The 26,248-nt window shown below is 70.4% G+C and carries 23 protein-coding genes; 16 read left to right on the top strand and 7 right to left on the bottom strand.

Annotation, left to right across the window (positions count from 1 at the left end; translation table 11 throughout):
* The first annotated feature begins 71 nt into the window (after positions 1 to 71).
* The 4 genes from sufC to FHX42_RS04785 all read left to right on the top strand — a co-directional run bounded on the left by sufC (position 72) and on the right by FHX42_RS04785 (position 3,073).
* Positions 72 to 845, top strand: a complete 774-nt coding sequence (sufC, locus tag FHX42_RS04770) for a Fe-S cluster assembly ATPase SufC (protein ID WP_182542906.1) — start codon at positions 72 to 74, stop codon at positions 843 to 845.
* The gene (locus FHX42_RS04775; RefSeq protein ID WP_182542907.1) at positions 842 to 2,164 is read left to right on the top strand and encodes a cysteine desulfurase; all 1,323 of its coding nucleotides are present in this window, start codon (positions 842 to 844) and stop codon (positions 2,162 to 2,164) included. The genes sufC and FHX42_RS04775 overlap by 4 nt, the downstream gene beginning before the upstream one ends.
* A 10-nt stretch (positions 2,165 to 2,174) precedes the next feature.
* Positions 2,175 to 2,636, top strand: a complete 462-nt coding sequence (sufU, locus tag FHX42_RS04780; protein WP_182542908.1) for a Fe-S cluster assembly sulfur transfer protein SufU — start codon at positions 2,175 to 2,177, stop codon at positions 2,634 to 2,636.
* Positions 2,637 to 2,719: 83 nt separating this feature from the next.
* A complete protein-coding gene (locus tag FHX42_RS04785) occupies positions 2,720 to 3,073 on the top strand; it encodes a metal-sulfur cluster assembly factor (protein WP_235987059.1) in 354 nt (117 codons plus the stop codon).
* 97 nt (positions 3,074 to 3,170) lie between these two features.
* On the opposite strand, the gene FHX42_RS04790 is transcribed toward FHX42_RS04785, so the two are convergent.
* The 3 genes from FHX42_RS04790 to FHX42_RS04800 all read right to left on the bottom strand — a co-directional run bounded on the left by FHX42_RS04790 (position 3,171) and on the right by FHX42_RS04800 (position 8,760).
* The gene (locus FHX42_RS04790) at positions 3,171 to 5,348 is read right to left on the bottom strand and encodes an NACHT domain-containing protein (protein WP_182542910.1); all 2,178 of its coding nucleotides are present in this window, start codon (positions 5,346 to 5,348) and stop codon (positions 3,171 to 3,173) included.
* A 237-nt stretch (positions 5,349 to 5,585) separates the two neighbouring features.
* A complete protein-coding gene (locus FHX42_RS04795; RefSeq protein ID WP_407926198.1) occupies positions 5,586 to 7,313 on the bottom strand; it encodes a GGDEF domain-containing protein in 1,728 nt (575 codons plus the stop codon).
* A 262-nt stretch (positions 7,314 to 7,575) separates the two neighbouring features.
* Positions 7,576 to 8,760: a lycopene cyclase family protein gene (locus FHX42_RS04800; RefSeq protein WP_328795903.1), complete on the bottom strand. Its 1,185-nt coding sequence runs from the start codon at positions 8,758 to 8,760 to the stop codon at positions 7,576 to 7,578.
* A 57-nt stretch (positions 8,761 to 8,817) separates the two neighbouring features.
* Here FHX42_RS04800 and FHX42_RS04805 point away from each other — a divergent pair, with 57 nt between their 5' ends.
* The 5 genes from FHX42_RS04805 (at position 8,818) to FHX42_RS04825 (ending at position 14,336) form a co-directional block, all read left to right on the top strand.
* The gene (locus FHX42_RS04805; protein ID WP_182542913.1) at positions 8,818 to 10,392 is read left to right on the top strand and encodes a deoxyguanosinetriphosphate triphosphohydrolase family protein; all 1,575 of its coding nucleotides are present in this window, start codon (positions 8,818 to 8,820) and stop codon (positions 10,390 to 10,392) included.
* Between the two features lie 49 nt (positions 10,393 to 10,441).
* Positions 10,442 to 11,107: an acVLRF1 family peptidyl-tRNA hydrolase gene (locus FHX42_RS04810; protein ID WP_182542914.1), complete on the top strand. Its 666-nt coding sequence runs from the start codon at positions 10,442 to 10,444 to the stop codon at positions 11,105 to 11,107.
* A gap of 216 nt (positions 11,108 to 11,323) precedes the next feature.
* Positions 11,324 to 12,952: an ABC-F family ATP-binding cassette domain-containing protein gene (locus FHX42_RS04815; RefSeq protein WP_182542915.1), complete on the top strand. Its 1,629-nt coding sequence runs from the start codon at positions 11,324 to 11,326 to the stop codon at positions 12,950 to 12,952.
* 193 nt (positions 12,953 to 13,145) lie between these two features.
* Positions 13,146 to 13,361, top strand: coding sequence for a helix-turn-helix domain-containing protein (locus FHX42_RS04820; protein ID WP_182542916.1), 216 nt, complete (start codon positions 13,146 to 13,148; stop codon positions 13,359 to 13,361).
* A gap of 171 nt (positions 13,362 to 13,532) precedes the next feature.
* Positions 13,533 to 14,336 (top strand): enoyl-CoA hydratase/isomerase family protein, encoded by an 804-nt coding sequence (locus FHX42_RS04825; RefSeq protein WP_182542917.1) that lies wholly within the window; start codon positions 13,533 to 13,535, stop codon positions 14,334 to 14,336.
* Positions 14,337 to 14,346: 10 nt separating this feature from the next.
* Here FHX42_RS04825 and FHX42_RS04830 read toward each other — a convergent pair whose 3' ends face one another.
* Complete coding sequence (locus FHX42_RS04830; RefSeq protein WP_182542918.1) at positions 14,347 to 15,087, bottom strand: sugar isomerase domain-containing protein; 741 nt, start codon at positions 15,085 to 15,087, stop codon at positions 14,347 to 14,349.
* 244 nt (positions 15,088 to 15,331) lie between these two features.
* On the opposite strand from FHX42_RS04830, the gene FHX42_RS04835 reads away from it, so the two are divergent.
* On the top strand, positions 15,332 to 16,042 hold the full coding sequence (locus FHX42_RS04835) for an Imm1 family immunity protein (protein WP_182542919.1): 711 nt from the start codon (positions 15,332 to 15,334) through the stop codon (positions 16,040 to 16,042).
* A 156-nt stretch (positions 16,043 to 16,198) separates the two neighbouring features.
* Here the strand turns inward: FHX42_RS04835 and FHX42_RS04840 are convergent, their stop codons facing one another.
* Positions 16,199 to 17,026 carry a M55 family metallopeptidase gene (locus FHX42_RS04840; RefSeq protein ID WP_182542920.1) on the bottom strand — a complete coding sequence of 276 codons (828 nt, stop codon included), beginning with the start codon at positions 17,024 to 17,026 and terminating at the stop codon, positions 16,199 to 16,201.
* 157 nt (positions 17,027 to 17,183) lie between these two features.
* Here FHX42_RS04840 and FHX42_RS04845 point away from each other — a divergent pair, with 157 nt between their 5' ends.
* The 5 genes from FHX42_RS04845 (at position 17,184) to FHX42_RS04865 (ending at position 23,556) form a co-directional block, all read left to right on the top strand.
* On the top strand, positions 17,184 to 18,998 hold the full coding sequence (locus FHX42_RS04845) for an ABC transporter substrate-binding protein (protein WP_328795904.1): 1,815 nt from the start codon (positions 17,184 to 17,186) through the stop codon (positions 18,996 to 18,998).
* A 4-nt stretch (positions 18,999 to 19,002) separates the two neighbouring features.
* Positions 19,003 to 20,040: an ABC transporter permease gene (locus FHX42_RS04850; protein ID WP_182542921.1), complete on the top strand. Its 1,038-nt coding sequence runs from the start codon at positions 19,003 to 19,005 to the stop codon at positions 20,038 to 20,040.
* The gene (locus tag FHX42_RS04855; RefSeq protein ID WP_182542922.1) at positions 20,037 to 20,942 is read left to right on the top strand and encodes an ABC transporter permease; all 906 of its coding nucleotides are present in this window, start codon (positions 20,037 to 20,039) and stop codon (positions 20,940 to 20,942) included. Before FHX42_RS04850 ends, FHX42_RS04855 begins: the two co-directional genes overlap by 4 nt.
* Positions 20,939 to 22,567, top strand: a complete 1,629-nt coding sequence (locus FHX42_RS04860) for a dipeptide ABC transporter ATP-binding protein (protein WP_182542923.1) — start codon at positions 20,939 to 20,941, stop codon at positions 22,565 to 22,567. The genes FHX42_RS04855 and FHX42_RS04860 overlap by 4 nt, the downstream gene beginning before the upstream one ends.
* A 497-nt stretch (positions 22,568 to 23,064) precedes the next feature.
* Positions 23,065 to 23,556 carry a VanZ family protein gene (locus FHX42_RS04865; protein ID WP_182542924.1) on the top strand — a complete coding sequence of 164 codons (492 nt, stop codon included), beginning with the start codon at positions 23,065 to 23,067 and terminating at the stop codon, positions 23,554 to 23,556.
* A gap of 336 nt (positions 23,557 to 23,892) precedes the next feature.
* On the opposite strand, the gene FHX42_RS04870 is transcribed toward FHX42_RS04865, so the two are convergent.
* Together FHX42_RS04870 and FHX42_RS04875 are read right to left on the bottom strand one after the other, a co-directional pair.
* A complete protein-coding gene (locus tag FHX42_RS04870; RefSeq protein WP_182542925.1) occupies positions 23,893 to 24,516 on the bottom strand; it encodes a nucleoside/nucleotide kinase family protein in 624 nt (207 codons plus the stop codon).
* A gap of 2 nt (positions 24,517 to 24,518) precedes the next feature.
* Positions 24,519 to 25,466, bottom strand: coding sequence for a S66 peptidase family protein (locus FHX42_RS04875; protein WP_182542926.1), 948 nt, complete (start codon positions 25,464 to 25,466; stop codon positions 24,519 to 24,521).
* 212 nt (positions 25,467 to 25,678) lie between these two features.
* Between FHX42_RS04875 and FHX42_RS04880 the strand changes: the two genes are divergently transcribed.
* The gene (locus FHX42_RS04880) at positions 25,679 to 26,245 is read left to right on the top strand and encodes a DUF3090 domain-containing protein (protein WP_182542927.1); all 567 of its coding nucleotides are present in this window, start codon (positions 25,679 to 25,681) and stop codon (positions 26,243 to 26,245) included.
* The last annotated feature ends 3 nt before the right edge of the window (positions 26,246 to 26,248 follow it).

Consider the following 26,248-nt stretch of genomic DNA (forward strand, 5'->3'; position numbering starts at 1 on the left):
CCGCACCGCGCCTGCCGCTGTCGCGGCACCCACACAGCTTTTCGCGTCAATATCGGGAGAAAACGAACACGATGGCCACCCTGGAAATCAAGGACCTGCACGCCGAGGTCGAGACCGAGGAGGGGTCCAAGGAGATCCTCACCGGTGTGAACCTCACCGTGAGCTCGGGCGAGACCCACGCCTTCATGGGGCCCAACGGGTCCGGCAAGTCCACGCTCGCCTACGCGCTCGCCGGACACCCCAAGTACAACGTCACCTCGGGCTCGGTGCTGCTCGACGGTGAGGAGGTCCTGGAGATGAGCGTGGACGAGCGCGCTCGTGCGGGTCTGTTCCTCGCCATGCAGTACCCGGTCGAGGTGCCCGGCGTGTCGATGTCGAACTTCCTGCGCAGCGCCGCCACCGCCACCCGGGGTGAGGCTCCGCAGATCCGCCACTGGGTCAAGGAAGTCAAGCAGGCGATGGGCAACCTGGAGATCGACGAGTCGTTCTCCGAGCGCAGCGTCAACGAGGGCTTCTCCGGTGGCGAGAAGAAGCGCCACGAGATCCTGCAGCTCGACCTGCTCAAGCCGAAGTTCGCGGTCCTCGACGAGACCGACTCCGGCCTGGACGTCGACGCGCTGCGCGTGGTCTCCGACGGCATCAACCGCTACACCGAGGACGGTGACAAGGGTGTCCTGCTGATCACCCACTACACCCGCATCCTCGAGCACATCAAGCCCGACTACGTCCACGTGTTCGTCGGCGGTCGGGTCGTCGAGTCCGGCGGCCCCGAGCTGGCCGACGAGCTGGAGAAGTCCGGTTACGTGCGTTTCGCCGGAAAGAAGGAGGCGGCCGCCCAGTCATGACCGTTCAGCCTCCTCGCACCTCAGCGGGTGCGAGCACCACCGCCGCTCCGTTGGACGTCGCTGCGATCCGCTCGGACTTTCCGATCCTGGACCGCACGGTTCGTGACGGCCGCAAGCTGGTGTACCTGGACTCGGGGGCGACCTCGCAGCGGCCCCGCCAGGTACTCGACGCGGAGCGTTCCTTCCTGGAGACCTCCAACGCGGCCGTGCACCGTGGTGCGCACCAGCTGGCAGAGGAGGCCACGGACGCTTACGAGGACGCCCGTGCCAAGGTCGCCCGCTTCGTCGGCGTCGGTACCGACGAGGTGGTGTTCACCAAGAACGCCACCGAGGGCATCAACCTCGTCGCCTACGCGATGAGCAACGCCGCGACCGCCGGGCCGGAATCCGATCGGTTCCGGCTCGGTCCGGGCGACGAGGTCGTGGTCACCGAGATGGAGCACCACGCCAACCTGGTGCCGTGGCAGCAGCTGTGCCAGCGCACCGGGGCCACGCTGCGCTGGTTCGGGGTCACCGACGAGGGCAGGCTGGACCTGTCCGACCTCGACGAGGTGATCAACGACCGCACGCGACTGGTCGCCGTGAGCCACCAGTCCAACGTGCTGGGCACGATCAACCCGGTGGAGTCCGTCGTGGAACGGGCGCACCGGGTGGGCGCGCTCGTCGTGCTCGACGCGTGCCAGTCGGTACCGCACGGGCCGGTCGACTTCGGTGAACTGGGCGTGGACTTCGCGGTGTTCTCCGGGCACAAGATGTTGGGCCCGTCGGGCATCGGCGTGCTCTACGGCCGCCACGAGCTGCTCAAGGCGATGCCGCCGTTCCTGACCGGCGGATCGATGATCGAGATGGTCTACATCGACCACTCGACCTTCGACGAGCCGCCGCAGCGGTTCGAGGCCGGGGTGCCGATGACCTCGCAGGTCGTGGGCCTCGGTGCGGCGATCGACTACCTGTCGGTGGTGGGCATGGAACGCATCGCCGCCCACGAGCACCAGCTCACCGAACTGGCCCTGCGCGAACTCTCGGCCATCGAGGGCGTCCGCATCATCGGCCCGACCGATACCGAGCGGCGCGGCGGGGCCGTGTCGTTCGTCATCGACGGCGTGCATCCGCACGACGCGGGCCAGGTGCTGGACAACGAGGGCGTGCAGTCCCGCGTGGGGCACCACTGCGCCTGGCCGCTGCACCGCAGGATGGGTGTGCCCGCCACGGTGCGAGCCAGTTTCTACTTGTACAACGAGCTCGACGAAGTCAAGGACTTGGTGGACGCCGTCCGCGAGTCGCAGCGCTTCTTCGGAGTGACACCGTCGGCAGGCTGAGGACTTGGTGATGCAGCTCGAACAGATGTACCAGGAGATCATCCTGGATCACTACCGCCATCCGCACAACCACGGCCTGCGCGATCCGTTCGACGCGGAGTCCTTTCAGGTCAACCCGGTTTGCGGGGACGAGGTCACCCTCCGCGTGCGGTTGACCAACCCCGGTACCGACGCGACCATTGAGGACGTCTCCTACGCGGGGCAGGGTTGCTCGATCAGCCAGGCCTCCACCTCGGTGCTGACCGACCTCGTGGTCGGCCGGCCGCTGCAGGAGGCGCTGACCAAGGAGGCCGCCTTCTCGGAACTGATGCAGAGCCGCGGCAGGGTCGATCCCGACGAGGACGTCCTGGAGGACGGCATCGCTTTCGCGGGGGTGGCGAAGTACCCGGCTCGTGTGAAGTGCGCGTTGCTGGGCTGGATGGCTTTCAAGGACGCCGTATCGCGCGTTGTCGACGAGGTGGGAGCGTCATGACCAGTACGTACGACCAGAGCGGGGTTGCGGAGCAACCCCAGGCTCCGGACCAGCACGAGGACGTGCAGCGCGGTGCCGAGGGGATGCCCGAGGCTCCCGCCGCCGCGGCGGAGCTCGCCGCGGTGGAGGACGTCGAGGAGGCCATGCGCGACGTGGTCGACCCCGAGCTGGGCATCAACGTCGTGGACCTCGGCCTCGTCTACGAGGTCCAGGTGGAGCAGGACAACTCCGCGACGATCAACATGACCCTGACTTCCCCGGCCTGCCCGCTGACCGACGTCATCGAGGACCAGACCAGTTCGGCGCTGATGAGCGGCCCCGGTGGGGGACTCGTCAGCGGCTACCGCATCAACTGGGTGTGGATCCCGCCGTGGGGACCGGAGAAGATCACCGATGAGGGCCGCGAGCAGCTGCGCGCGCTCGGCTTCACCGTGTGACTCGTGAGTTCCGGGTTCGGCCCCGGCAGCTTCGGCTGCCGGGGCCGATTGCTCGTGTGCCCGGGGTGGCTCCGTTCGAGACGTTCGCGAACGTGCCCTACCGGTGCAGGCCCTCGCCGGTTCGCGCCGGCCCGAACTCGGAGTCGGTCACCCCGGTGCCCGACATCCACCGCTGCAGCTCGCGGTGCCGGAACTGGACGGCCGCCCCCGACATCCGCAGCAACCCCGCCGTGTGCGCCCAGTCGAGGAACGGCCCGAGCCGGGACGGAAGCCGCCCGCGTCGAGCGAGTTCCCGGACCGCGACGTGGTAGCGCGCCCACGGGGAACGGGAGGCCGCGGCGCCCAGGAGTCCCAGGACGGTGCCGAGGGAGGTTCCCAGGAGCGTCCCGGTGACCGCGGAGGCCCCGCTCTCGTGGAGCAGCCCGTTGGCGGGCCCGAACAGCAGCCCCAGTGCCAGGGCGGGCGTGCACACCACAGCGAGGTAGTGGTTCCGGCTCTGGACGATCAGCCGGCTGGGGCGGTCGACGAGGAAGACCTCGTGGGATGCGCCGTGGACGATTCCCACCACCGATCCCAGCACCGTTCCGTGGAAGAGGCCGTGGGCGAGTCCCAGCTGATGCTCGTGGACCAGACCGGAAAGGAACCCCACGGCGATCCCCGCGGTCGCACCGGTACCGGCGCCGACCAGGGCGCGCAGCGTACCGGTGCGGGTGAGCAGCAGTCCGAGGTCGAGGCGCCGGGGTTTTCCCCGCAGCACCGTGCTCAGCACCACCGTCGTCGGCAGCGTGGCGATCGCGGCGAGGTGGACGAGTCGACCGAGCAGCTCCGTGGGGATCACGTAACCGCGGTCGTAGCCGAGGACCCCGGCGGCCACGGCCAGCGCGATCGTGCTGAACAGGCCCTGGAACAGAGCGGTGCGCCACCGCATCCTCCGGCGACCGGCACTGATCCACAGCGTGTGCGGGTGCAGATCGGCGGGTGCGGCCTCCCGGCCACCGGACTGTCGCCCGAGGTGCTCGGCCAGCGTGCGGAGCCAGCGCCGCACCGCGTCGGGCCGGTACTCGTCCCGTTCGTCGGACGGCCCCTCGTACCGATTCGTCATCGCAGGCACGAGACGGTCGACGAGGTGCTGGTCGAGCTCGTCGGAGCCGACCTCGATCAGTCGTACGGGATCGCGCGTGTGGTCGTGGTAGACGGTCACGGCCAGGAACAGTCTCAGCGGAGAGGACAGCGCCCGTGCCAGCGGACTGTTCGGGTCCTCGCGCAGCTGCCGCAGGACCGGCTCCCAGCGTCGCTGGACGACTCGTGGCGCGGTGGGGTCGGGGAAGCGGTCGCGGATGTGGCGCACGACCTGGTCGATGGTCAGCGGCCGGAGCCGGATCGCGAGCGCGTCCCGCAGGACGCGGTCCTGGCCGGTTCGGGACGCCGGTAGCCGCGCCAACCGCTTGTAGCGCTCCTCCCCGCAGGTCAGCACCACGGGAGTCGCCTGCTCGTTGAGCGCCTGCACGACCGCGGCGGCCAGCACGGGGTCCCGGGTGTCGGGGTCCATCTCGTCCAGACCGTCCAGGATCGGCAGGATCCACTTCCGCCGGACCAGGGCGTGGGCCCCGTCGGGGGAGAGCTCGAACGTCGAAACCAGATACTCGGCGATGCCGTCCCACAGTCGTCGCGAGGCCGCTCCCGCGGTGGTGAACTCGGCGGGGTCGAGATGCGGGGCGAGCGCGGAGGCGCTGATCCGGACGGGCACTCGCGAGGGCGGCTCGGAGAGGTCCGCGGGAAGGGTGTCGACGAGGTCTCGAAGCAGCGTGAGCACCAGGACGGTTTTGCCCGCCCCACCCGCTCCGAGCACGACCATCCTGCCCGTGGAACCGGCGCGGTAGAACTCGGCCACGTGACGCAGCGACCCCTCCTCGCCCCCGAGGTCGGTGCCGTGGCGCACCAGTTCGGGAAGTTTCCACCAGGCGGGTTCGAACTCGACGTCGGTCGCCGGGCGGGGCTCACCGCTCTCGGCGAGCAGCTGGTCCAGCACGCGGGTTTCCTGGTCGCGGACGGCCTCGACGAGTCGCCGAGCCGCGTCGGCCTGCTCGGAGCGCTCGGCTCCCCGCGGAGGGCGGGAGGTCAACAGCAGCGCGACCACGGCCGCTCCGAAGGAGACCACCCCCGCGAGCTCGGCGTCCCGGCCGCCCCACAGCACGAGCGTGGTCAGGAGCAGCGCGAGGAACAGGACCCCCGAGGCGAGCGCCACCGGTCTGCGGTGCCTTGCGAACCGGCGCATGCCCCCTCCAACAGTGATCGTGATCTGTACCGAGAGTGATGCTACAAGTCCGGTGTGTCTCCGGAATACCAGACGGATTCGGTCGAACACGGAACGTTGGCGTTTTCGCTCGAAAACGACCACCGGTCGGAGTGGAAGCTCGTCGGGTCCGCCGTCGAAAACCGGTCGAACGGGATGATCCGCACTTTTCACGCGAATGCCGCGAAGCGGGCATCCGCTGGTGGGGCGGTGAGTTCGCTACCCGGACGCCCTTCCGGGATCGTGGGCGGGAAAGGCCGGCGGGGACTCTCCGGGACGTTGGCCGCGCAGGACGTCGACGTGGTCCGCACCGGGACGGGCCATGACCCAACTCGACCCGTGCAGTTCCTTGGCCTGGCGCTTGAGCGGGGCCAGCAGCCGCGAAACCTCGTCGTAGTCCGTGGCGCCGTGCTGCGTGCACACCAGGGTGGCCAGGGACACGCTGACCCGGACCCCGCCGGCCTCGTGGACCGGATTCAGCGCCGCCTCGGACAGGGCGACCAGATCGTCCAGATCGGCAACCAGCAGGAAGTCGTCCCCGCCGACGTGGCCCACGCGCACCGAACCGAGCGAGGCGGCCACGTCGGCGAGGCCGCGTCCGATGGAGCGGATGAGCTCGTCCCCGGCGGAGAACCCCGCGTTGTCGTTGACGCCCTTGAAGTCGTCGATGTCCAGCCAGCTCACCGCGAAGACCTCGCCCTCCTCGAGGCGCCGGGTGACGTCCCTGGCCACGGCGTCACTGCCGGGGAGTCGGGTCAGCGGGTTCAGGGCGGCGGCCTCCTCCACCTTGAGCTCGGCCATGCCCCGGATGAGGTGGCCGGCGCGAACGGTGCCCAGGCAGCGGCCCGACTCGTCGACGACGATCGCGTCGTCGTAGATGCGGTACTGGTCGGAACCGGTCACCAGCCCGAGGACTTCCAGCGCGGTGGTGGCCGTGGTGACCACGCGGGGTTCGTCGGCCAGCCGGGCCGCCGGTCGCTTGGCGTGCAGCGCGTGACCGTACGGGCCGGTCACGGCCAGCAGGAAGCGGTTGCGGTCGATCGACCACTGCGGTCGGTCGTGCTCGTCGATGAGGACGACGCCGCTGATCTCGGGGTGGTCGGACAGCACCTCGCGGACCTCGTCGGCGGTGACCTCGGTGGACAGCATCGTGGCCGGGGACAGGAAGTCGCTGATGCTGGGCCCGGCCGCGGTGGTCTCGACCTTGCGGCCGTGCGGGTCGGTGATCTCGGCGGCGACTCCGGCGACGCTGAGCGAGGTGGGCGGGCGCCGGGCGGCCGGAGCCAGCAGGTTGCCCTGCACGATGCGGATCCCGCCACCACGCAGTGCCCGCAGTTGCCGCTCGGTCTCGACTCCCTCGGCCACCAGCTCGGAACCCGCGGACTCGCACAGGTGGCGGACCGCCTCCAGCGTCGCCGTGCGCCCGGTGTCCTCGGGCAGCCGTGTGGCCACTCCGGGGTCGAGCTTGACCGTGTCCGGCGCCAGATCGCCGATCAGCGTCATGGGGGCGTCGCCCTCGCCGATTCCGTCCAGCGCGATTCGGTAGCCGCGGGAACGCAGCTGCCGGACCCCCGACAGCAGCCGTTCGGGCTCGAGCCGGGCGAAGGGCGGCCCGATCTCCAGGATCACCTCCTGCGGCCTGCGCTGGAACCGCTCCAGGGTGGAGTGCAGCGCTTCGAGCCGGGAGAGCTCATGGGTGACCGTGCCCCCGAAGACGTTGATGTGCAGCGGCAGCAGCGTCTTGTGATCGGCGGCGGCCGAAGCCGCCGACACGGCCAGGTGCGCGTCCAGCTCCCCCAGCCGGCGTGCCCGCGCGGCCTCGCGGAAGAGGTCGTCGGCGTGGCCGTTGACCGGCCTGGCCAGGGCCTCCACGGCCACGATGGCCCCGGTTCGAATGTTGATCAAGGGCTGGAAGGCGAAACGCGTCTGCTCCGCCAATCCAGACACAGGGTCGATGCTGCCCGCACTCATGGTCTCTCATCGAGCGTGTTCACGATCTGTTCACCGACATTCGGCTCTTCCTGCGCGAGGACGCGTGGCTTCCTGCGCCAACCTAGCGCGTTTTGCCATGTGGTGGCAGTAAAACGACCCTGTGATTGTGTCGATAAACACAGCGAAACGGATACGTTTCGTTACTAAAGGTAAGAGTTCGAGCTCCGCCCGTGGCAACGGTCGGTTTTTCCTGACGCCGATCCCGAACGCTGCGTGATCAATCGGGTTCGGGGCGGTGCCGTGGGACGAGGCTGCGAGTGACCAGGTGTCGCCGTAGCGCCGGTGGCGCCGCGCGGAACAGGGCTCCCATGGCGGCCGAGGTCGTGGCCGGGTCGGGCTCGGAGGACAGGAAGGCCCGCTGGTGGTGCGGTGGCAGCGAGAAGAACAGCTCGAAGAATTCCGGGACCCGTTCGGGCGGCATCGCCAGCAGTGCTTCCAGGGTCCGGCGGCGCAACCCGTGCACGGCCAGTCCGGAGGGGGACCACAGCACGGACCACGCGGCCCGCGCGGCAGTGGCGGGTCGGGTGGACAGCCCGGCGCTGATCGCTCCGGCCACCGAGGGCGCCAGCCGTAGCGAGGCGGACACGCTGAACCCGCTCGCCGGATGCACGAAACCGGCACAGGCCCCGAACGGAACCACCCGGCCCCGCCGGGGGATCGGGTCGTCGACCGGAAACCGCACCCGCTCCCACGGAGTCCGCGGAGTGGTGGTGATCCCGGCGGTGCCCAACCGGTGCTCGAGCCTGTCGCGCAGCAGGCTCAGCGACAGTCCCGGGCGCCGTGCCAGCGAGGTCTCCTCCACCAGGGTCCGGCCCGCTGCCAGCGGTACGGAGTACAGGAACGTCGGCCACGTCGACGAGGTCGCCGGGACCTGGCGCCAGTCCATGAACACGCCCGTGTCGGTGGTGACGAGTGCCTCGGCATCGGTGCTGGGCAGTATCGCTCCCACCGCGGTCTGCTCGGCGCTGCGGCGTGCCGGGCGCCCACCGCAGAGCGCCCGTGCCGCTCCGGAGGCGTCGATGACCACGGCGGTGGCGATGCGGTGCCCGGTCTTGAGGTGGACGGTGGACCCGGCGGGGCCGTGCTCGACCGCGACCGCCTTGCCGGTCACCTCGGTGATCCCGGGGCGCCACAGCTGCCGCCACAGGGCGGTGTTGTCCAGCACCGCATACGGTCTGGCCCACTCGTGGTGCGAGACGGCCACGGCCGACATCCGGGAGGAGACGGTGGCCGTCGCCTCCCGGGCCGCAGTGGTGGGCAACTCGTCGTACCAGGTCGCGTAGGTGTTCGCCCACCCGCGCCGGGGCGCCGGGTCGAGCAGGCTCACCCGCATGCCGGCGTCGCTACAAGCCGCAGCGACGGCTCGGCCGGCAGGACCGGCACCGACGACGAGGACATCCACCACGCCTCCATCGGATCACGTTCGCCGCTCACGGCGCTTGGTGGATAACGTGAAGCCATGCATACCGACTCCGGGATCGAGCGAGCGAGGACGGATCGACGCGGTGACCTGCTCGGCCAACCCCGGCATCCCGGTGACCTCGCCACGAGCCCGTTCCGCGCCGACCGCGACCGCGTGTCGGGTTCGGCGTTCTTCTCCCGGCTGGGCGGCGTCACCCAGGTCGTCAGCCCGAGCGGTTCGGGCCTGCTGCTGCACAACCGACTCACCCACAGCCTCAAGGTCGCCCAGGTGGCCAGGGCCATCGGCGAGCGGCTGCTGGCAGACCCGGCCGACGGCCACCGCCTCGACCGGCTCGGTGGCTGCGATCTCGACGTGGTGGAGGCGGCCGGACTCGGTCACGACCTCGGGCACCCACCGTTCGGCCACCTCGGGGAGCGGGTGCTGGACCGCGTCGCGCGGCGGCGTTTCGCCCTGCCCGACGGGTTCGAGGGCAATGCCCAGACGTTCCGCATCGTCAGCAGCATCGACGTGCGCGGGGCCGGTGGCGACGGTCTGGACCTGACCGCCGCCGTGCGGGCCGCCCTGCTGAAGTACCCGTGGACCCGGCTGCGGCGCCCGCGACCGCATCCGCGCGAGATGGAGGTTCCGCCGCGCGGGGCCTCCGAGCTCGAGGAGGGAACGGGATCGGCGAAGTTCTCCTGCTACGTCACCGAGCTCGACGACATGATCGACTGCCGCGCCGCCTTCGCCGGGCGGATCCCCGGCTGGCAGCAGACCGTCGAGGCCTCGGTCATGGACACCGCCGACGACATCGCCTACGCCATCCACGACCTGGAGGACTTCCACCGCGTGGGCATCCTGCAGCACACCACGGTCTCCCACGAGCTCACCGAGTGGTTGGGGCACTCCGTGGAGCTGGCCGGGCTCTCCGACGCCGAGCTGGACTCCGACCGGCCCGGCAGGTCGATGGAGCTGCTGCGCCGCAGGCTGCACGCCAAGGACTCCTGGATCGCCGACGACGACGCCTTCGTCGGCGCGGTCAAAAGGGTCCTGTCCGAGCTGGTGAGCAAACTGCTGGAAGTGCCCTTCGACCGTTCCAAGCAGGCCGAGCAGGCGGTGGCGGCCTTCTCCGGGGAGTGGACGCGACGACTGGTGGAGGGTGTGCACATCGACGAGGAACCCACGACCCGCTCCGGCCACGTGGTGCTGGCCGCCGAGCAGTGGCACGAGGTGCAGATCCTGAAGTTCGTGCACCGCCACTTCGTGCTGCAGCGTCCGGACCTGGCGCTGCACCAACGTGGCCAGGACCGGTTGCTGAGCAAGCTCGTCGAGGCGCTGGACGACTGGCTGATCGACCGCACGGAGGAGGCGCGGCTGCCGCACCGCCTGCGCGACCTGTTCGAGCACGCCAGCCAGGAGCTGGAGACGCTGCGGAGCGAGGACCCGGAGGCCCTGATGCCGTCGGAACGCCAGCCGAGCGGTCCCTCCGAGGGCGAGCGCGTCGAGCGGATGGCCCGGGGACGCGCGGTCGTCGACTTCGTCGCCTCGCTGACCGACGAGCAGGCCGCCGCGCTGCTGGAGTCCCTGTCCGGCCGGAGCACCCAGCTGTGGTCCGACACCTTCGTGCTGTGACTTCCTCGCCGCCCGAGGGGCAGGGGTTTTTCCGTCGATGGGAGAAAAGGTGAGCAGGGTCCGCCCGCTGGCCGGAGGTGGCCGTGCGGTCGAGGTCGCCCCACGCCGGTTGCACGGGTGGTTCGAGCGATTCGCCGAGCAGCACGGCGGTGCGGCCGACACCGAGGTCGGAGCGGACCGGGTGCGGGTGCGAGCCGTCGACGGTGCGCTGGCCGTGGTCGACGTGCCCTTCGAACCGCTGCCCCAGCCGTCCGGGCGGCGTTCCGGGCTGGCCGTGTCCGAGCTGGTCGATCACGTCGGGCGCTCGCGCCGCATCGGGTTGGTGCTGGTGCGGCTCGGTGCGCACAGCGTGGGGGCCTGCGTCGACGGCAAGGTCGTGACCTCCTCGACCGACCGCCATCTCGTGCACGGCAGGAACAAGGCCGGAGGCTGGTCGCAGCAGCGCTTCGCCCGCAGGCGCGAGGAGCAGTCCCGGAAGGCCCTGGAGTCCGCGGCCGACGCCGTGGCGCGGGTGCTGCTGCCCGAACGGCTCGACGGGCTCGTGCTGGGAGGCGATCGGCAGGCCCTGGACACCCTCGGGCGGGACCGACGGTTGGCGGCGTTGCTGGCCACGGCCGAACCCCGGGTGCTCGACGTGGCCGAGCCCCGCCGTGCCGTCCTGGACGAGGCGGCGGCACGAGCGGTGGCCGTCGAGGTCCGCGTTCACGATCCGTGAGCAGTGTCGCGGCGGTCCGGGACGGGGGTCACCGGTGCGGCGGTGAAACCTCCTCGACTTCGCCGGTACAGTGGGGACGTGGTCCTGTTGCGTCCTACGGCCTCGCTGCGCGACAAGCGCCTGGCCGACTAGCGACAACGTCGCCCACTGGTCATGTCAGCCAGTGGGCGCTGCTTTGCGTCTATGCCCGTCTGACCACGACGACCGGAGTTTTCCTTGATTTCTGCCAGCGGCCTCGAACTGCGGGCCGGCTCCCGCATCCTGCTCTCCGACGCGACGATGCGTGTCCAGCCGGGTGATCGCATCGGCCTGGTCGGGCGCAACGGTGCGGGCAAGACCACCTCGTTGCGGGTGTTGGCCGGTGAGGACCACCCCCACGCGGGTGAGATCGTGCGTCGCGGCGAGATGGGATACCTGCCCCAGGACCCCCGCGAGGGGGACCTGTCCGTCTCGGCCAAGGAACGCGTGCTCTCGGCTCGTGGCCTGGACCAGATGCTGCGGGACATGGAGAAGGCCCAGTCCGAGATGGCCGAGCTCATCGACGACCGGCAGCGGGACAAGGCGATCGCCCGCTACGGGCGCCTGGAGGAGCGCTTCGCCGCTCGTGGCGGTTACGCCGCCGAGGGCGAGGCGGCGCGGATCTGCGGCAACCTCGGCCTGCCCGACAACGTGCTGCCCCAGTCGCTGGGCACGCTCTCCGGTGGTCAGCGGCGCCGGGTGGAACTGGCTCGGATCCTGTTCGCCGCCGCGGAGGCGGGTCCCGGTGGAACCTCGGCCACGACGTTGCTGCTGGACGAGCCGACCAACCACCTCGACGCGGACTCGATCGCCTGGTTGCGCGACTTCCTCAAGGCCCACGACGGTGGTCTCGTCGTGATCAGCCACGACGTGGACCTGCTGGAGTCGGTGATCAACAAGGTCTGGTACCTCGACGCCGTGCGCGGTGAGGCCGACATCTACAACATGGACTGGAAGCGCTACCAGGAGGCGCGCGCCGACGACGAGAAGCGGCGCCGCCGCGAGCGGGCCAACGCCGAGAAGAAGGCCACCACGCTGCGGGCGCAGGCCGACAAGCTGGGTGCCAAGGCCACCAAGGCCGTCGCGGCCAAGAACATGGCTCGCCGGGCCGACAAGATGCTCTCGGAGCTGGACGAGGAGCAGACCTCCGAGAAGGTCGCCAAGATCAGCTTCCCCGAGCCGGCCCCCTGCGGCCGCACCCCCATGACCGCGAGCGGTCTGTCCAAGTCCTACGGCTCGCTGGAGATCTTCAGCGGGGTCGACCTGGCGATCGATCGCGGGTCGAAGGTCGTCGTGCTCGGGCTCAACGGTGCGGGCAAGACGACGCTGCTGCGGCTGCTCGGTGGCAAGGAGATCCCCGACTCCGGCGTGGTCGAGGCCGGTTACGGGTTGCGGGTGGGCTACTACGCGCAGGAACACGAGACCCTGGACCACGACGCGAGCGTGTGGGACAACATTCGCAATGTCGCCCCGGAAACCCCGGAACAGCGTTTGCGCACCACGCTGGGTGCCTTCTTGTTCAGCGGCGAGCAGCTCAAGCAGCCCGCGGGCACGCTCTCCGGTGGCGAGAAGACCCGGTTGGCCCTGGCCGGACTGGTCTCCAGCGCCGCGAACGTGCTGCTGCTCGACGAGCCGACGAACAACCTCGACCCCGCCAGCCGCGAGCAGGTCCTGGACGCCCTGAGCAGCTTCACCGGCGCGGTGGTGCTGGTCACCCACGACCCCGGAGCGGTCGAGGCGCTGGAACCCGAAAAGGTGATCCTGTTGCCGGACGGTAACGAGGACCACTGGTCCGAGGAGTATCTGGATCTCGTTCAACTCGCCTGAGGGCGGTTCGGAAGAGACGAAAGCCGCGGCAGTGGGCCGTTTCACATCTTTTCGAAGATCAACATAGATATATCTTCCGTGTGGGCCGATCTTTTTCCATGATCGCCTGGCGTTCGTGGCTTTCCTGTTCGATCATTGCCGGGACAGGGGTCGCGAGCGGCCCGACCTGTTCGACGGGGAAGGCGGGGAGACTGTGGCTGACCTGAAGAAGGGTGCGCGCATCACCGGAAGCGCACGGGACAAGCTTGCCAGTGATCTCAAGAAGAAGTACGAGAAAGGGGCCAGCATTCGCTCCTTGGCGGAGTCCACCGGCCGTTCCTACGGTTTCGTGCACCGCGTTCTCACCGAGTCGGGAGTGCAGTTGCGTGGTCGCGGGGGAGCGACCCGGACGAAGAAGAAGCAGCAATAAACCCCGCATCGTGTCCGCTCTCGGACGCGCTGTTCGGGTGCGTCCGGGGAGTCGTGGTCGCGTTGCTTCGGGAGTGCGTGGGCCCGCCGTCGAACGGCGGTCGGGCCCTGTGGCCGTGATCGGCTGTAGGCTGTGCGCTGTCATCGACGGTCGAGAGCAACGGAGGCCCGCTTGGCGGACTCGACAGTGGACGCCGACCTGCTGGACCGGGGCGGTGTGCGATTCGCGGTCGAAGGGCCGCGAGCGACCATCACCCTGGACCGCCCGGAACAGCTCAACGCGCAGACTCCGCACACGTGGGAGGCACTGTGCCGAATCGGTGAGGTACTCGACGCGGACGTTCGCGTGGTCGTCGTCCGTGCCGAAGGACGGGCGTTCTCGGCGGGACTGGATCGCCGCCTGTTCGGTTCCTCCGATGTGGAGGGGGCACCGGGTCTGGCCAGTCTGGCCCAGCGCCCGATCGAGCAGGCCGATGCCGACATCGCCGCGTTCCAGCAGGGCTTCAGTTGGCTTCGCGATCCCGATCGGGTGACCGTCGCCGCCGTGCAGGGCCATGCGATCGGGGCCGGTTTCCAGCTCGCGTTGGCTTGTGACCTGCGGGTGGTTGCCGAGGGGGCGACCATGCGCATGGCCGAGACCAGCTTGGGGCTGGTTCCCGACCTCGGTGGAACGCTGCCGCTGGTGCGGTCCGTGGGATACGCCCGAGCGGTGGAGATCTGCCTGACGGGTCGTGATGTCCCGGCCGAGGAGGCGCTGCGCACCGGGCTGGCCAACTCGGTCGTGACCCCCGAGCGGCTCGACGCCGAGGTCGACGAGCTCGCCGAGGCACTCACCCGGGCACCGGCGGGAGCGACCCGGGAAACGTTGGCGCTGCTGTCGCAGGCCGACGAAGTGGTCGATCCCGACCAGCAGCTCGCCGCCGAACGGGCGGCACAGCTGCGCCGGATCACCGAAATAGCCCGGCAGGTCGAGTGAGCCCGCCCGGTTACAGCAGTCCGGGAATCCGGTGCGCGTAGTGCTCGAGGTTGTCGGAGTTGGCCTCGTCGCCGCCGACGGTGTTCGAGCTGCGCCACCACGGCAGTGTCACCCCGGTCTCGGTGGCGACCCGGTGCACTTCGGCCAGTACCAGGTTCCACAGGAAGACGTTGCCCAGTGAGGACAGCGGCGCGGTGACCGGTGCGTCGACGGGGTAGCTGGTGTCCCCGCCCGGGACCAGGGTGTCCAGCACGATGTCGGCGTGCTGGGCCAGGACGCCCTCGGCGCGCCGCGGCGCGTCCACCGAGGCCTCCGGCGAGGTGATCGCCACGACGGTCGACCCGAAGGCGGTGGCCGTGGTGGCCAGTTCCACCGGGTAGGGGTTGATCCCGGAGTTGGAGAAGACCACCAGCAGGTCCTTGCCGCCCCGGAAACCGGCCTCGGCCAGGGTCTGTTCGGCCAGTCCGCTGCGGCGCTCGGTGTCGGTGCTGGCCACGGCGCCGTGCAGGGGGAGCAGCTCGGGGTGGTACAGCGGGCGCACGGCGGCGAGTCCGCCCGCCCGGTAGAACGACTCCATCACGCCGGCCAGGGAGTGCCCGGCTCCCGCCGTGAACACCAGGCCGTCGCCGTCCAGGCACTCGACCAGCGCCGTGGCGGCCCGCTGGAGCGGTTCGGCGTTGTGCTCGCCGATTCGCCGCAGGTGGTGCAGGCTCTCGGGAGCGTGGGTGGGCAGTTGCCGGTGCTCGGTCATGCGGTGCGCTCCTTGGCGGGGCGGTCTGGGGAGGGGCCGGTGGCCGGACGGGATGTTCGATCGGGAGTGTGCCGAGAGGACCGTCGAGCACGCCATAAGCTCTATACCAGTGATCGAAATCGGGTCAAGCCGTCGAGTCCGACGCCCGCCGAGTCCTTGAACACGGGTGGCGGTCGGCGGCTGTGAAGCGGTTGGCATGATGTCGAAGTATCACTGTGCGGCACCGTCTGGACGCAGGGGAGTCATGTCGAATCCGCTACCGCAGGATGAGCCCGACCGGTTCGAGACCGATGCGGCGGTGTTCGCGCGTCTGAGCGAAGTGCCGCTGGAGATCGTCGACAAGCTCATCGAAAGCACCGAGTCCGTTTACTCCGATCTCAACACCGTGCGCGCACATCCGTACTGGGCGGATCTGGTGCTGCACCAGGGCGCGGCCATCCGCGCCCTGCGGGAGGCACGGGAGGGGCTGGAGGCCTTCCGCTCGGAAGCGGTGGGCGCCCGCAACACCGAGCTGGGGGTCATCGTGGCCACCGTGGTCGTCGACGGTCGTCGCTACTACGCCCACGGCGACGACGACAAGACCGCGCTCGTCGATCGGCTGCTACGGCCCGAGGAACCCGGGCGCGCCGGTCACCTCTACACGTGGGACCGCCCCTACGAGGACGACGAGACCCCCGGCCCCTACCAGCAGATGCGGGTGGTGACGGCGGAGGACCTCGGGGTGATCAACTACAGCGAGGAGACCGAGGAGGGGGAACTGAGCTCCTGGCACACGCACAACCCCGAACCCGCCCCGCAGGCTCCGGTCCTGCGGTTCGACGCGGGCAGCGCGCTGACCTTCCCGCGCGACTCGGTCGTGCCGCTGGAACGACTGCGCCCGGCTCTGCTCGAGTTCGCCCGCACCGGACTGTGCCCGGACTCGGTGCCGTGGCAACAGGCCCGCTGGGGCGACTAGTGGCTTCGCCTCCGGGGCGCCCCCCGGGGGGGGCGTGGACGGCTGGACGCCTGGGTTTTCCCGGTTTCGCGCGAAACCGGGAAACCACTGAATGGGATACGACGGTTACCTCGCGGTGTGGTGCACCGCAAGGCCCGCGAGCGTGCTCCGTGCGGTCTACCCGTAGACGCCCTCGATGGCGCGGGAAGCCACGATGGTCACGACCTTGAAGGCCTTCATGGCCTCGGTCATTGTGGCGGCCTCGAAGCTCACCCCGCGCGATCCCACCCGCTCGACCGTGGGGATCACGGCGGCGGCCGCCGCCAGGTTCGCGGCGGCGAACTCGATCTCGACGCGATGTGACGTGGCGCGGCCGCCGGATCGGCCCGCCACGGCCACGCCCCGGGCGGCTCCGGCACGGATGTCGGCGGCCGTGTGCGTGGGTGACTGACACAGGGCCGCGTGCCTGCTCACGCACTCCTTCACGGCCACGGTTTCGGCGGCGGGCGCGTAGTCGGCGGCGTCCAGACAGGTCAGGTCGTCACCGGTGACCAGCAGGACCGGGACCCCGTGCTCGGCGGCCAGCGCGGCGTTGAGACGTCCTTCACCGGCGTGGACCCCGTCCAGCCACACCCCGATCACGGACCCCTCCATGTAGGTGTGCGACAGGACGCCCTCGGCCCCGGCTCCCGTGTGGTAGCCGAGGAAGACCACGCCGTCGACGTCCTCGTCGATGCCCTGCATCATCGACAGCGGCTTCTGCCGCCCGGTCAGCATTCGCGCCCGGGGGTCGAGGTCCTCCAGCAGCAGGTTGCGCTGCGTCGCGTGCGCCTCGTTGATCACCACGTCGGTGGCCCCCGCGTCGTGGAGCCCCTCGACGCAGGCGTTGACGTCGCCGGTGAACAGCCGCCGGAACCGCTGCCACGGCTCGGTCCCCGCGATCACGTCATCGGTCGAGGTCACGCCGGTGACGCCTTCCATGTCCGCTGAGATCAGAATGCGCACGTCGGTCAGACTACGACTTCCCGGGCGACGGCGCGGCGCCGGAACATAACGGTTCGATACCCGTACGGCGTGCGGGAACGGCGCATGCGGTGAACCATTGACGAGACCCGGTCCGCGGTGGTTCTTTCTTATCACCTGCCGCGAAGGAGTGGTCACAGTGGGTAGGAAAATCGTCGCTTTACTGGCCGCATCGCTGATGGTGGCGCTCGTGCCCGCCGTGGCCACGGCAACCGCCGCTCCGGCGGCGGCCCAGCAGGACGGGGATCAGGGCGCCACGCTGCGGGTCGGGCTCCAGCAGGAGTTCGACTCGCTGAACCCCTTCCTCGGCTTCTCGCTGGCCTCCACGCAGGTGTTCAAGCTGATCTACCCCACGCTGACCACCTACGCCGCCGAGGACTTCGGGGTGGTCCCGGACCTGGCCACGGAGTGGAAGCACTCGCGGGACGAACTCACCTGGACGTTCACGATCCGCCGCGGCGTGAAGTGGTCCGACGGCGAGCCCGTGACCGCCCACGACGTCGCCTACACCTTCAACCGCATGATGACCGACCCCGCCGCGGCCACGGCCAACGGCAACTACGTCGACAACTTCGCCGCCGTCACCGCCCCCGACGACCGCACGGTGGTGATCCGCACCGAGAAGCCGCAGGCCACGATGTTGTCGTTGGCCATACCGATCGTGCCGGAGCACGTGTGGTCGAAGATCGACGACGTGGCCGACTTCGCCAACCAGCGGATGCCGATCGTGGGCAGCGGACCGTTCGTCGCCACCGAGTACCGGCCGCAGCAGTCACTGACCCTGAAGACCGACGAGGACTTCTGGCGCGGACCGGCGAAGATCGACGAGCTGCGGTTCGTCAACTTCGAGAACAGCGACGCGGCCGTGCAGGCACTGCGCAAGGGCGAGATCGACGTCGTCCGCAAGCTCACCCCCACCCAGTTCGACGCACTGGCCGGAGCGTCGAACATCGAGCGGGTCGAGGGGCAGGGGCGGCGGTTCTTCGAGGTCATCCTCAACCCCGGAGCAACCAACAGCGCGGGCACCCCGATCGGCACCGGGCACCCCGCGCTGCGGGACGTGCGGGTGCGCCGGGCCATCGACAGGGCCATCAACCGCGAGGTCCTCGTCGAGCGGGTGCTCGGCGGCTACGGCCAGCTCGGGGGCGGATACCTGCCGCCGATCTTCGCCGACTACCACTGGACACCGCCCCCGCGGCTGAAGCGGCCCTTCGACATCCCGGCGGCCAACCGCGCCCTGGACGCCGCGGGGTACCTGCGCGGTCCCGACGGGACCCGCCGCACCCCCGAGGGCGAGCCGTTGAACTTCGAGTTCGTGCTGCACGGCGACGAGCCCGTCGACGCCCGGGTCGGCGAGTACCTCAAGGGCTGGCTGTCCCGGCTGGGCATCAACGTCACGCTACAGCCGGTCTCGGACAACCAGGTCAACGAGCGCACCACGGCCGGTGACTTCGACATGGTCATCAGCGGCTGGTCGGCCAACCCCGATCCGGACTACGTGCTGCGGTTGCAGACCTGCTCGGCGCGGCCCACTCCCGGAGGTGGCGGACTTCCGGACAGCTTCCTGTGCGACCGGCGCTACGACGACCTCTACGCGCGCCAGCTCGCCGAGTTCGACCACGACAAGCGCGTCGAGCTGGTGAAGCAGGCCCAGCGGCGCTTCCACACCCAGGCCACCGGGCTGATCCTGTTCTACCCGAACTCGCTGGAGGCCTACCGGTCCGACCGCTTCGGCGACTTCACGACGCAGCCCGCCGACGACGGCGTGATCACCGGGCAGCAGAGCTACTGGGGCTACTACCAGGCCGAACCGACCAGCAAGGCGATCGCCGGTACCGGCGGCACCGACTACGGCACAGTGGCCCTGGTGCTGGGCGTGGTGATCGTGCTGGGCGGCGGGGTGACGGGACTGGTCGCGCTGCGCAGGCGTGCCACCGCGGGGGACCGGGAGTGACGCCATGACACAGGTCTCGGAGGCGCCCGAGCGGGTTCGGCCACGTGGCGAGCGTTCGCTGCGCTTGGCCCGCCTGGTGGGGGCCAAGATCGGCGGGGGACTGGTCAGCCTGTTCCTGGTGGCCGTGCTCGGGTTCCTGCTGTTCCGGGTGCTGCCGGGCGACCCCGCGCGGGCGATGACGCGCGGGGCCCCGGTCAGCGCCGAGCAGCTCGCCGCGCTGCGCCACAGGTTCGGCCTGGACCAGCCACTGTGGAAGCAGTTCCTGGACTTCCTGGTCAACCTGCTGCACGGTGACCTCGGCGTCTCCTACACCTACAGCAGGCCGGTCGCCGAGCTCATCGCCGAACGGTTCTGGCCGACCGTGCTGCTGACCGGCACCTCCACCGTGATCGCCGTGCTGCTGGGACTGTGGATGGGCACGCGGGCCGCGTGGCGCCACGGCGGCACGTTCGACCGGCTCTCGTCCTCGGTGGCCCTCTCCCTGTGGTCGGTGCCGACCTTCTGGCTCGGACTGATCCTGCTCATGGCCCTCGGCGTGGGCGTGGGGCCGTTGCCGGGGCTGTTCCCGGTCTCGGGAATGTCGGCACCGGACGTCCCCCCGGGACTGCTGCCGCGAGTGCTCGACACGGCTCATCACCTGGTCCTGCCGTGCGTGACGATGGTGGCGGTCGTCTACGCCCAGTACCTCATGGTGATGCGCTCCTCGCTGCTGGAGGAGATGGGCGAGGACTACCTGACCACCGCCAGGGCCAAGGGCCTGCGCGAGGACCTGGTGCGGCGCAGGCACGCCGTGCCCAACGCGCTGCTGCCCACGGTGACGTTGATCTTCCTCCACCTCGGGCTGGTGGTCGCGGGTGCGATCACCGTGGAGACGGTGTTCTCCTGGCCGGGCCTGGGGCTGTTGACCTACGAGGCGCTGCGCGGGCCGGATCTGCCGCTGTTGCAGGGCACGTTCATCGTGCTGGCGGGGAGTGTGATCGTGATGAACATCCTGGCCGATCTGCTCTACCACGTGCTCGACCCCAGGGTGCGTGGCTCGTGAGCGCCCCGGCGACGCCGAGAGCCATCGCGTGGTCCCGCCGCGGGGCCACGTTGGCGGAGTCCTGGCGGGTCTACCGCCGCGACCGGGGCGGACTGGTCGGGCTCGCCCTGCTCGTGGTGATCGTCGCACTGGCCGTGCTCGCACCCGTGCTCACCGACGGTTCCGGGCTGAACGTGACCAGGGTCGATGCCGCGCCCCTGCAACCGCCGAGCGCGAGTCACTGGCTGGGCACCGACGAGTCCGGCCGCTCGGTGCTGCTGCTGACCTGGTGGGGCGCACGGATGTCGCTGGTGATCGGACTGGCCGCGGCGGCGCTGTCGGTCGTGATCGGCACGGTGGTCGGCGTGCTGGCGGCGCACTTCGGCGGCTGGACCTCGACGCTGCTGATGCGCTTCACCGACTTCTTCCTCGTGCTGCCCGCGCTCGTGCTGGCGATCGCGTTGTCCACCGTGCTCACCCGCGGGCTGGGCACCATCGTGCTCGCCATCGGGGTCACGTCGTGGCCCCAGACCGCCCGCCTGGTCCGCGCGCAGACGCTGACCGTGGAAACCCGTCCCTACATCGAACGCGCCAAGGCTCTCGGCGGAGGCCACCGCCACGTCATCGGCAAGCACGTGTTGCCGGCCGTGCTGCCCCTGGTGTTCGCCACCACCACGCTGACCGTGGCCAGCGCCATCATCGCCGAGTCCACGCTGTCCTTTCTCGGGCTGGGCGATCCCAGCCGGGTCTCCTGGGGAGCGATGCTGAAGTCCGCGATGGACACCGGTGCGGTGACCGCGGGCGCCTGGTGGTACCTGCTGCCTCCGGGGCTGGGAATCGCGATCGTGGTGCTGAGCTTCACGCTGTGCGGGCGCGCGCTGGAGACCGTGTTCAATCCGAGACTCCGGGGGGTGGGCGCGTGAGCCCGATCCTGCGACTTCGCGACACCTCGGTGTCCTACCTCCGCGACGGTGAGCTCGTTCCCGCCGTGCGGGGAGTGAACCTGAGCCTGGACGCGGGCGAGACCCTCGGACTGGCGGGTGAGTCCGGGTGCGGCAAGACCACCCTGGCCATGTCGGTGCTGCACCTGCTGCCGCGTTCGGCGCGGCTGGACGGTGAGGTCCTGCTCGACGGCCACGACGTACGCACGCTGTCGTGGGGCGAACTGCGGGCGGCGCGCTGGTCGAGTGCCTCGGTCGTGTTCCAGGGCGCCATGCACGCGCTGAACCCGGTGCGCAGCATCGGAGCCCAGATCGCCGAGCCGATGCGCCTGCACGAGGGGAAGCAGTCGGAGTCGCGGCTGCGCGAGCGGATCGCGGAGCTGTTGGAGCAGGTCGAGCTGCCGGTGCGGCGCGTGGACGCCCACCCGCACGAGCTCTCCGGCGGTCAGCGGCAGCGCGTCATGATCGCGATGGCGCTGGCCTGCGGTCCCCGGCTGCTCATCGCCGACGAACCCACCACCGCGCTGGACGTCGTGGTGCAGTCCCAGATCCTGGAGCTGCTGGGCAGGCTGGTTTCCGAACGCGACATCGCACTGATGATGATCAGCCACGACCTGTCGGTGCTGTCGTCGAGCTGCTCGGAACTGGCGGTGATGTATCAGGGCGAGCTCGTCGAACAGGGCCCGACCGACCGGGTGATGGCCGATCCGGGACACGAGCACAGCCGGGCGTTGGCCGCGGCCTTTCCCACCGTCGGGGACTCCCGGTTCCGCTTCGCCCCGGCCGGCACGCGCCCGTCCGAGGAGGCGAGCTCGGCCGAACCGGGGTCGGCCCTGCTGGCCGCCCGTGGGGTGTCGGTGAACTTCGGTTCCGGGGACGGGATTCACGCGGTCCGCGAGGTGAACCTGGAGGTGGCCGACAACGAGATCCTCGCCCTGGTCGGGCAGTCGGGGTCGGGCAAGACGACGCTGGCACGCACGCTGCTCGGACTGCAGCGGCCGAGCAGCGGCCGGGTGCTGTTCGACGGTGCCGAGCTGGCGACCTCCACCCGGGGGCTGCGCCGGTACCGCGGGCAGGTGCAACTCGTGTTGCAGGACCCGACCGGTGCGCTCAACCCCCGCCACACGGTCTACGAGGCGGTGGCCGAGGGGCTGCGCATCCACGGCGCGACCAGCGACGAGCGCGACCGGGTCACCGAGGCGCTGGAAGCCGCCGAGCTGCGTCCCGCCGAGTCGTTCTTCGCGCGCTTCCCCCACGAGCTTTCCGGGGGGCAGCGTCAGCGCGTGGTCATCGCGGGCGCACTGGTGCTGCGGCCCAGCGTGCTCGTCGCCGACGAACCCGTGGCCTCGCTCGACGCCACGGTGCGCGGCGAGATCCTGGCCCTGCTGCTGCGGTTGCGCGTCGAGCGGGGGCTGTCGACGCTGGTGATCACCCATGATCTGGGGCTGGCCTGGACCATCGCCGACCGGGTGGCGGTGATGTATCAGGGTCACATCGTCGAGGAGGGCGAGGTCGAGCAGGTGCTGCTGAACCCCGCCCACGACTACACCCGCACCCTGCTCGCCGCCGTCCCGTCCCTGCGGGAGCAGCCCGCCACCGAGCGCTGACCGACTGGTGCTTTCCCGTCGCGGTGTCCGGGTGGAGAAACGTTCATGTCAGATCGTGCGCTGAGCCGCGTCCGGAGTCCTCGGTGTTCCGGGCGCGCTTGCCCGCACGTGCTCGTGCTGTTCATCACCCGCTACCGCGACGTCGCCAGCACCGAGCTCCACGCCGGCGGCTCCGCGGTCCGCGACGCCGCCACCGGCCGGCTGTCGCCGTTCGTGCGGGCCCTACGTTCCTGCTCACGGAGCTGGCGGCGGCTTGCGCCCGCTGCGCGATCCGGACAGCCACGACGAGGAACAGACCCCGCTGCGCTCGTGCGAAGAAGAGCGACCGCGGCGAGATGATCCGTATCACGCTCCTTGCCGGTTTGCGCCGGTCTCGCATCCGGTAAACAGGACTCGGGCATGGTGCGCCCGCGAGCCGAGGCGGACTCGCCCGCTGTTCTGGCCGCACCGCCTGTGAGGCGCGCAGAAGAGGTGGGAGGGACGTAGTGCTGGGTTCGATGGCCGGTGTTGTGCTCGGGCAGCGAAGCGTGCTGGTGATCTTCGCGGTGGGGGCCGTGCTGCTGGGATCGGCGGCGTGGTTGCTGGCCGTCCGGCGTGGCTGGGCCCGGGCGCCCGCGGTGCTCGCCGGGGTCAGCCTGGCGCTGGCCGTGGCGGTGACCCAGGGGCGCCAGCCCTTCCAGTTCGGCGGGCTGAACTTCTCCGCATGTTCGTTGACCTCGGGCGGAGCGGGGATCAGCGAAGCGGGCCTGAACTTCGCCATGTTGATGCCACTGGGATTGTTCGCCGCCGTGGCCACCGGTCGCATCGTGGGCCCCGCACTGGTCTGCGTGGCCGTCTCGGTGGTCTTCGAGGTGGCGCAGGGGATGTTCGACACCGGTTTCTGCGTCGGGCAGGACGCACTGATCAACAGCGTCGGCGGAGCGTGTGCGGCGCTGGTCGGTGGGCTGGTGGCCCGGCATTGGTTCCGGAGGTCGAAGCACGCCACGTGAGTCGGCGCGTTGCCGTCAACGGGGCCGCGCCGGATGCGGTTCTCCCCGTCCGGCGCGGCCCGCGCCTGGCCCGCTTCGTGGGACGAGCACGGTGCTGGGCGTTCGGGTGCCGGACGCGTCAGAACCAGTGCTTGCGGTTGGATCGTGCGGCGGGCCCAGCGCGCGGGCGAACACGTCGGCCGATCCGGTCGGTACCACCCGAGGGCAGGAAGGCGGCCCCGCTGGATCGGCCTGTGGACGTCCGAGCAACAGGGGGCGAGGGCTTCGAAGTTCCGCCACGACCCAGCCGGACGGGAACTGCGTCGAGGCCGACCGCTTCACCCGAGCGCCCCCCGCTCACAGGGCGTCGATGATGGCGGGGTGGCCCGGGCGGTCGACGCGGACGAGGTGGTCGGCCCTGCGCTCGGGGCCGACCTCGGCGGTGTAGCGGTCGAAGGCGGGCAGCCTCCACCACGACTCCTCCGGCGTCCGGCGCCGCAGCGACTCGCCCGGCAGCCACAGGTGGACCGTGAGGTCGAAGTCCAGTCCGGCGCCGAGCAGCAGTGGTCCGTCGACGAGGACGACCCCCTGCTCCGGCAGCCGTAATCGCGGCAACCGGGGTGACCGGTCGGCCTCGGCGTCCCACAGGGCGGGCAGCACGTGCCCGTTGCCGCCCGCCGCGAGCGGGTCGAGGACCTCGCGGGCCAGGCCGCCGAAGTCGAACCAGTCCGAGTAGAAGGAGTCCGGGTCGTGGTGCCCGAACTCCAACCGCAACGAGGCCGGGCGCACGTAGTCGGCGGTGCGCACCCGAACCGCCTCCCGCCCGCGCACCCGAAGCGGGTCGACCAGCGCGTCGGCCAGTTCGGCGGTACCGGCCTCCGGGGCACCGTCGACGGCCACGCGCAACCGCGAGCGGTGCGCGGCGATGTGCTCGGCCAGTTCGGTCACGAGCAGTTCCGGGGTCACCGGGCGAACGCGCACGGTCAGACCAACGCGGCTCGGTCGAGGGTGAGCCGGCCGGAATCGGCGTCCAGCTCCGCGGTGACACCCAGCGGGACGGTGCGCTGGCCGTCGCAGTGCCCGAAACCGAGGTCGGCGACCACCGGTACGCCGAGCTCACCGAGCATGTTCGCCATCGTGGCGCGCACCTGCTCCGGCGGCCCGCACTCGGTCCAGGAACCGAGCGCGATCCCGGCCACGCGGTCGAACCAACCCGCCCTCGACAGCTGCGTCAGCAGCCGGTCCAGCCGGTACGGGTCTTCCGTGACGTCCTCCAGCAGGGCGATTCCTCCCTCGGGCGCGGGCGGCATCTCCGGTGCGGCCAGCATGCCCGCGAGCAGGTTGAGGTTGCCACCGTGGGTCGGCCCCCGGGCGCGCCCGGGGGTCAGCGGCGCTGCCGAGGGACCGGTCAACTCGGTGACCGAATCGGGGTCGAACAGGGTGCGGCGCAGGTGTTCGCGCGCCTGCGTGTCCGTGGCGAAGGGTTTGGTGGCCACCATCGGTCCGAACACGGTCACCAGGTCGAGGCGGGCGGCGAAGGCTTCGTGCAGCGCTGTGACGTCGCTGGATCCCGCCAGGATCTTGGGGCCCGCCTCGGCCATGCCCGACCAGTCCAGGTGTCGCAGCACGCGCATGCTGCCGTAGCCACCGCGAGCGCACAGCACCGCGCTCACCTCGGGATCGCACCAGGCCTGTTGCAGGTCCGCGGCCCGCTCGTGGTCGGTGCCCGCCAGGTAGTCGAGTTCGGGGTGGCGTCGCCGGACGTGTTCGCCGGTACGCACCCGGAGTCCCCAGGACCGCAGGTGGGCGAGGCCGGTGTCGAGCAGACCGGCCGGAACCGGCCCTGCCGGGGCGACCACCGCGACGGTGTCGCCAGCCTGCAGCCGGCGCGGGCGCTTCCGCTCGCTCGTCGTCCGGGTTTCGTGCAGCATGTGGCGAGCCTATCGGCGACGAGCACGGCGCCGTGTGGGCGCGCCCACGGGGGCGTTCGCGGTCGGCGAACAAGGGCGCGGAGCCTCCTCGCGGCGTGCGGAAGCGGGGCGGTGAGGTCGTTGTGGCCGCGCTACCTGCGGCGATACCGCACGAAGTTCGACGGAGGTAGGCGCGCAGCCGGGGTGGGTGGTGCCTTAACCTCGACAGTGCCATGGCTCGTGTCATCCACGTCTTCCGTCAGCCTGACCGCTTCGTCGTGGGAACGGTCGGGGAACCCGGTGAGCGCACGTTCTACCTGCAAGCCAGCGAGGACGTGCGTACGGTGAGTGTTCAGCTGGAGAAGCAACAGGTCTCGGTGCTGTCCGAAAGGGTGGGAGCGCTGCTGGAGGAAGTCCAGCGCCGCTTCGACACCGAACTCCCGGCGGAGCCACCCGAGGAGTTGGTGGACTCCGAACCGCTGGCCGTGCCGGTGGAGGAGGAGTTCCGAGTCGGCACGATGGGACTGGGCTGGGACGCCGAGACCGAATCCGTGGTCGTCGAGCTGCTGGCGGTCACCGAGGAGGAGATCGACGAGTCGATCGTGCTCGACGACACCGAGGAGGGGCCGGACGCGGTCCGCGTCTTCCTCACCGCCGCCCATGCGCGTGCTTTCGCCGAGCGTGCCGACCGCGTCATCAACGCGGGACGCAAGCCGTGCCCGCTGTGCTCGGAGCCGCTGGACCCGGAGGGCCACATCTGCCCGCGCCAGAACGGCTACCGCCGTTCGGAGGAGGACTAGCCG

This window comes from Halosaccharopolyspora lacisalsi, assembly GCF_014137975.1.
Lineage (GTDB): Bacteria > Actinomycetota > Actinomycetes > Mycobacteriales > Pseudonocardiaceae > Halosaccharopolyspora > Halosaccharopolyspora lacisalsi.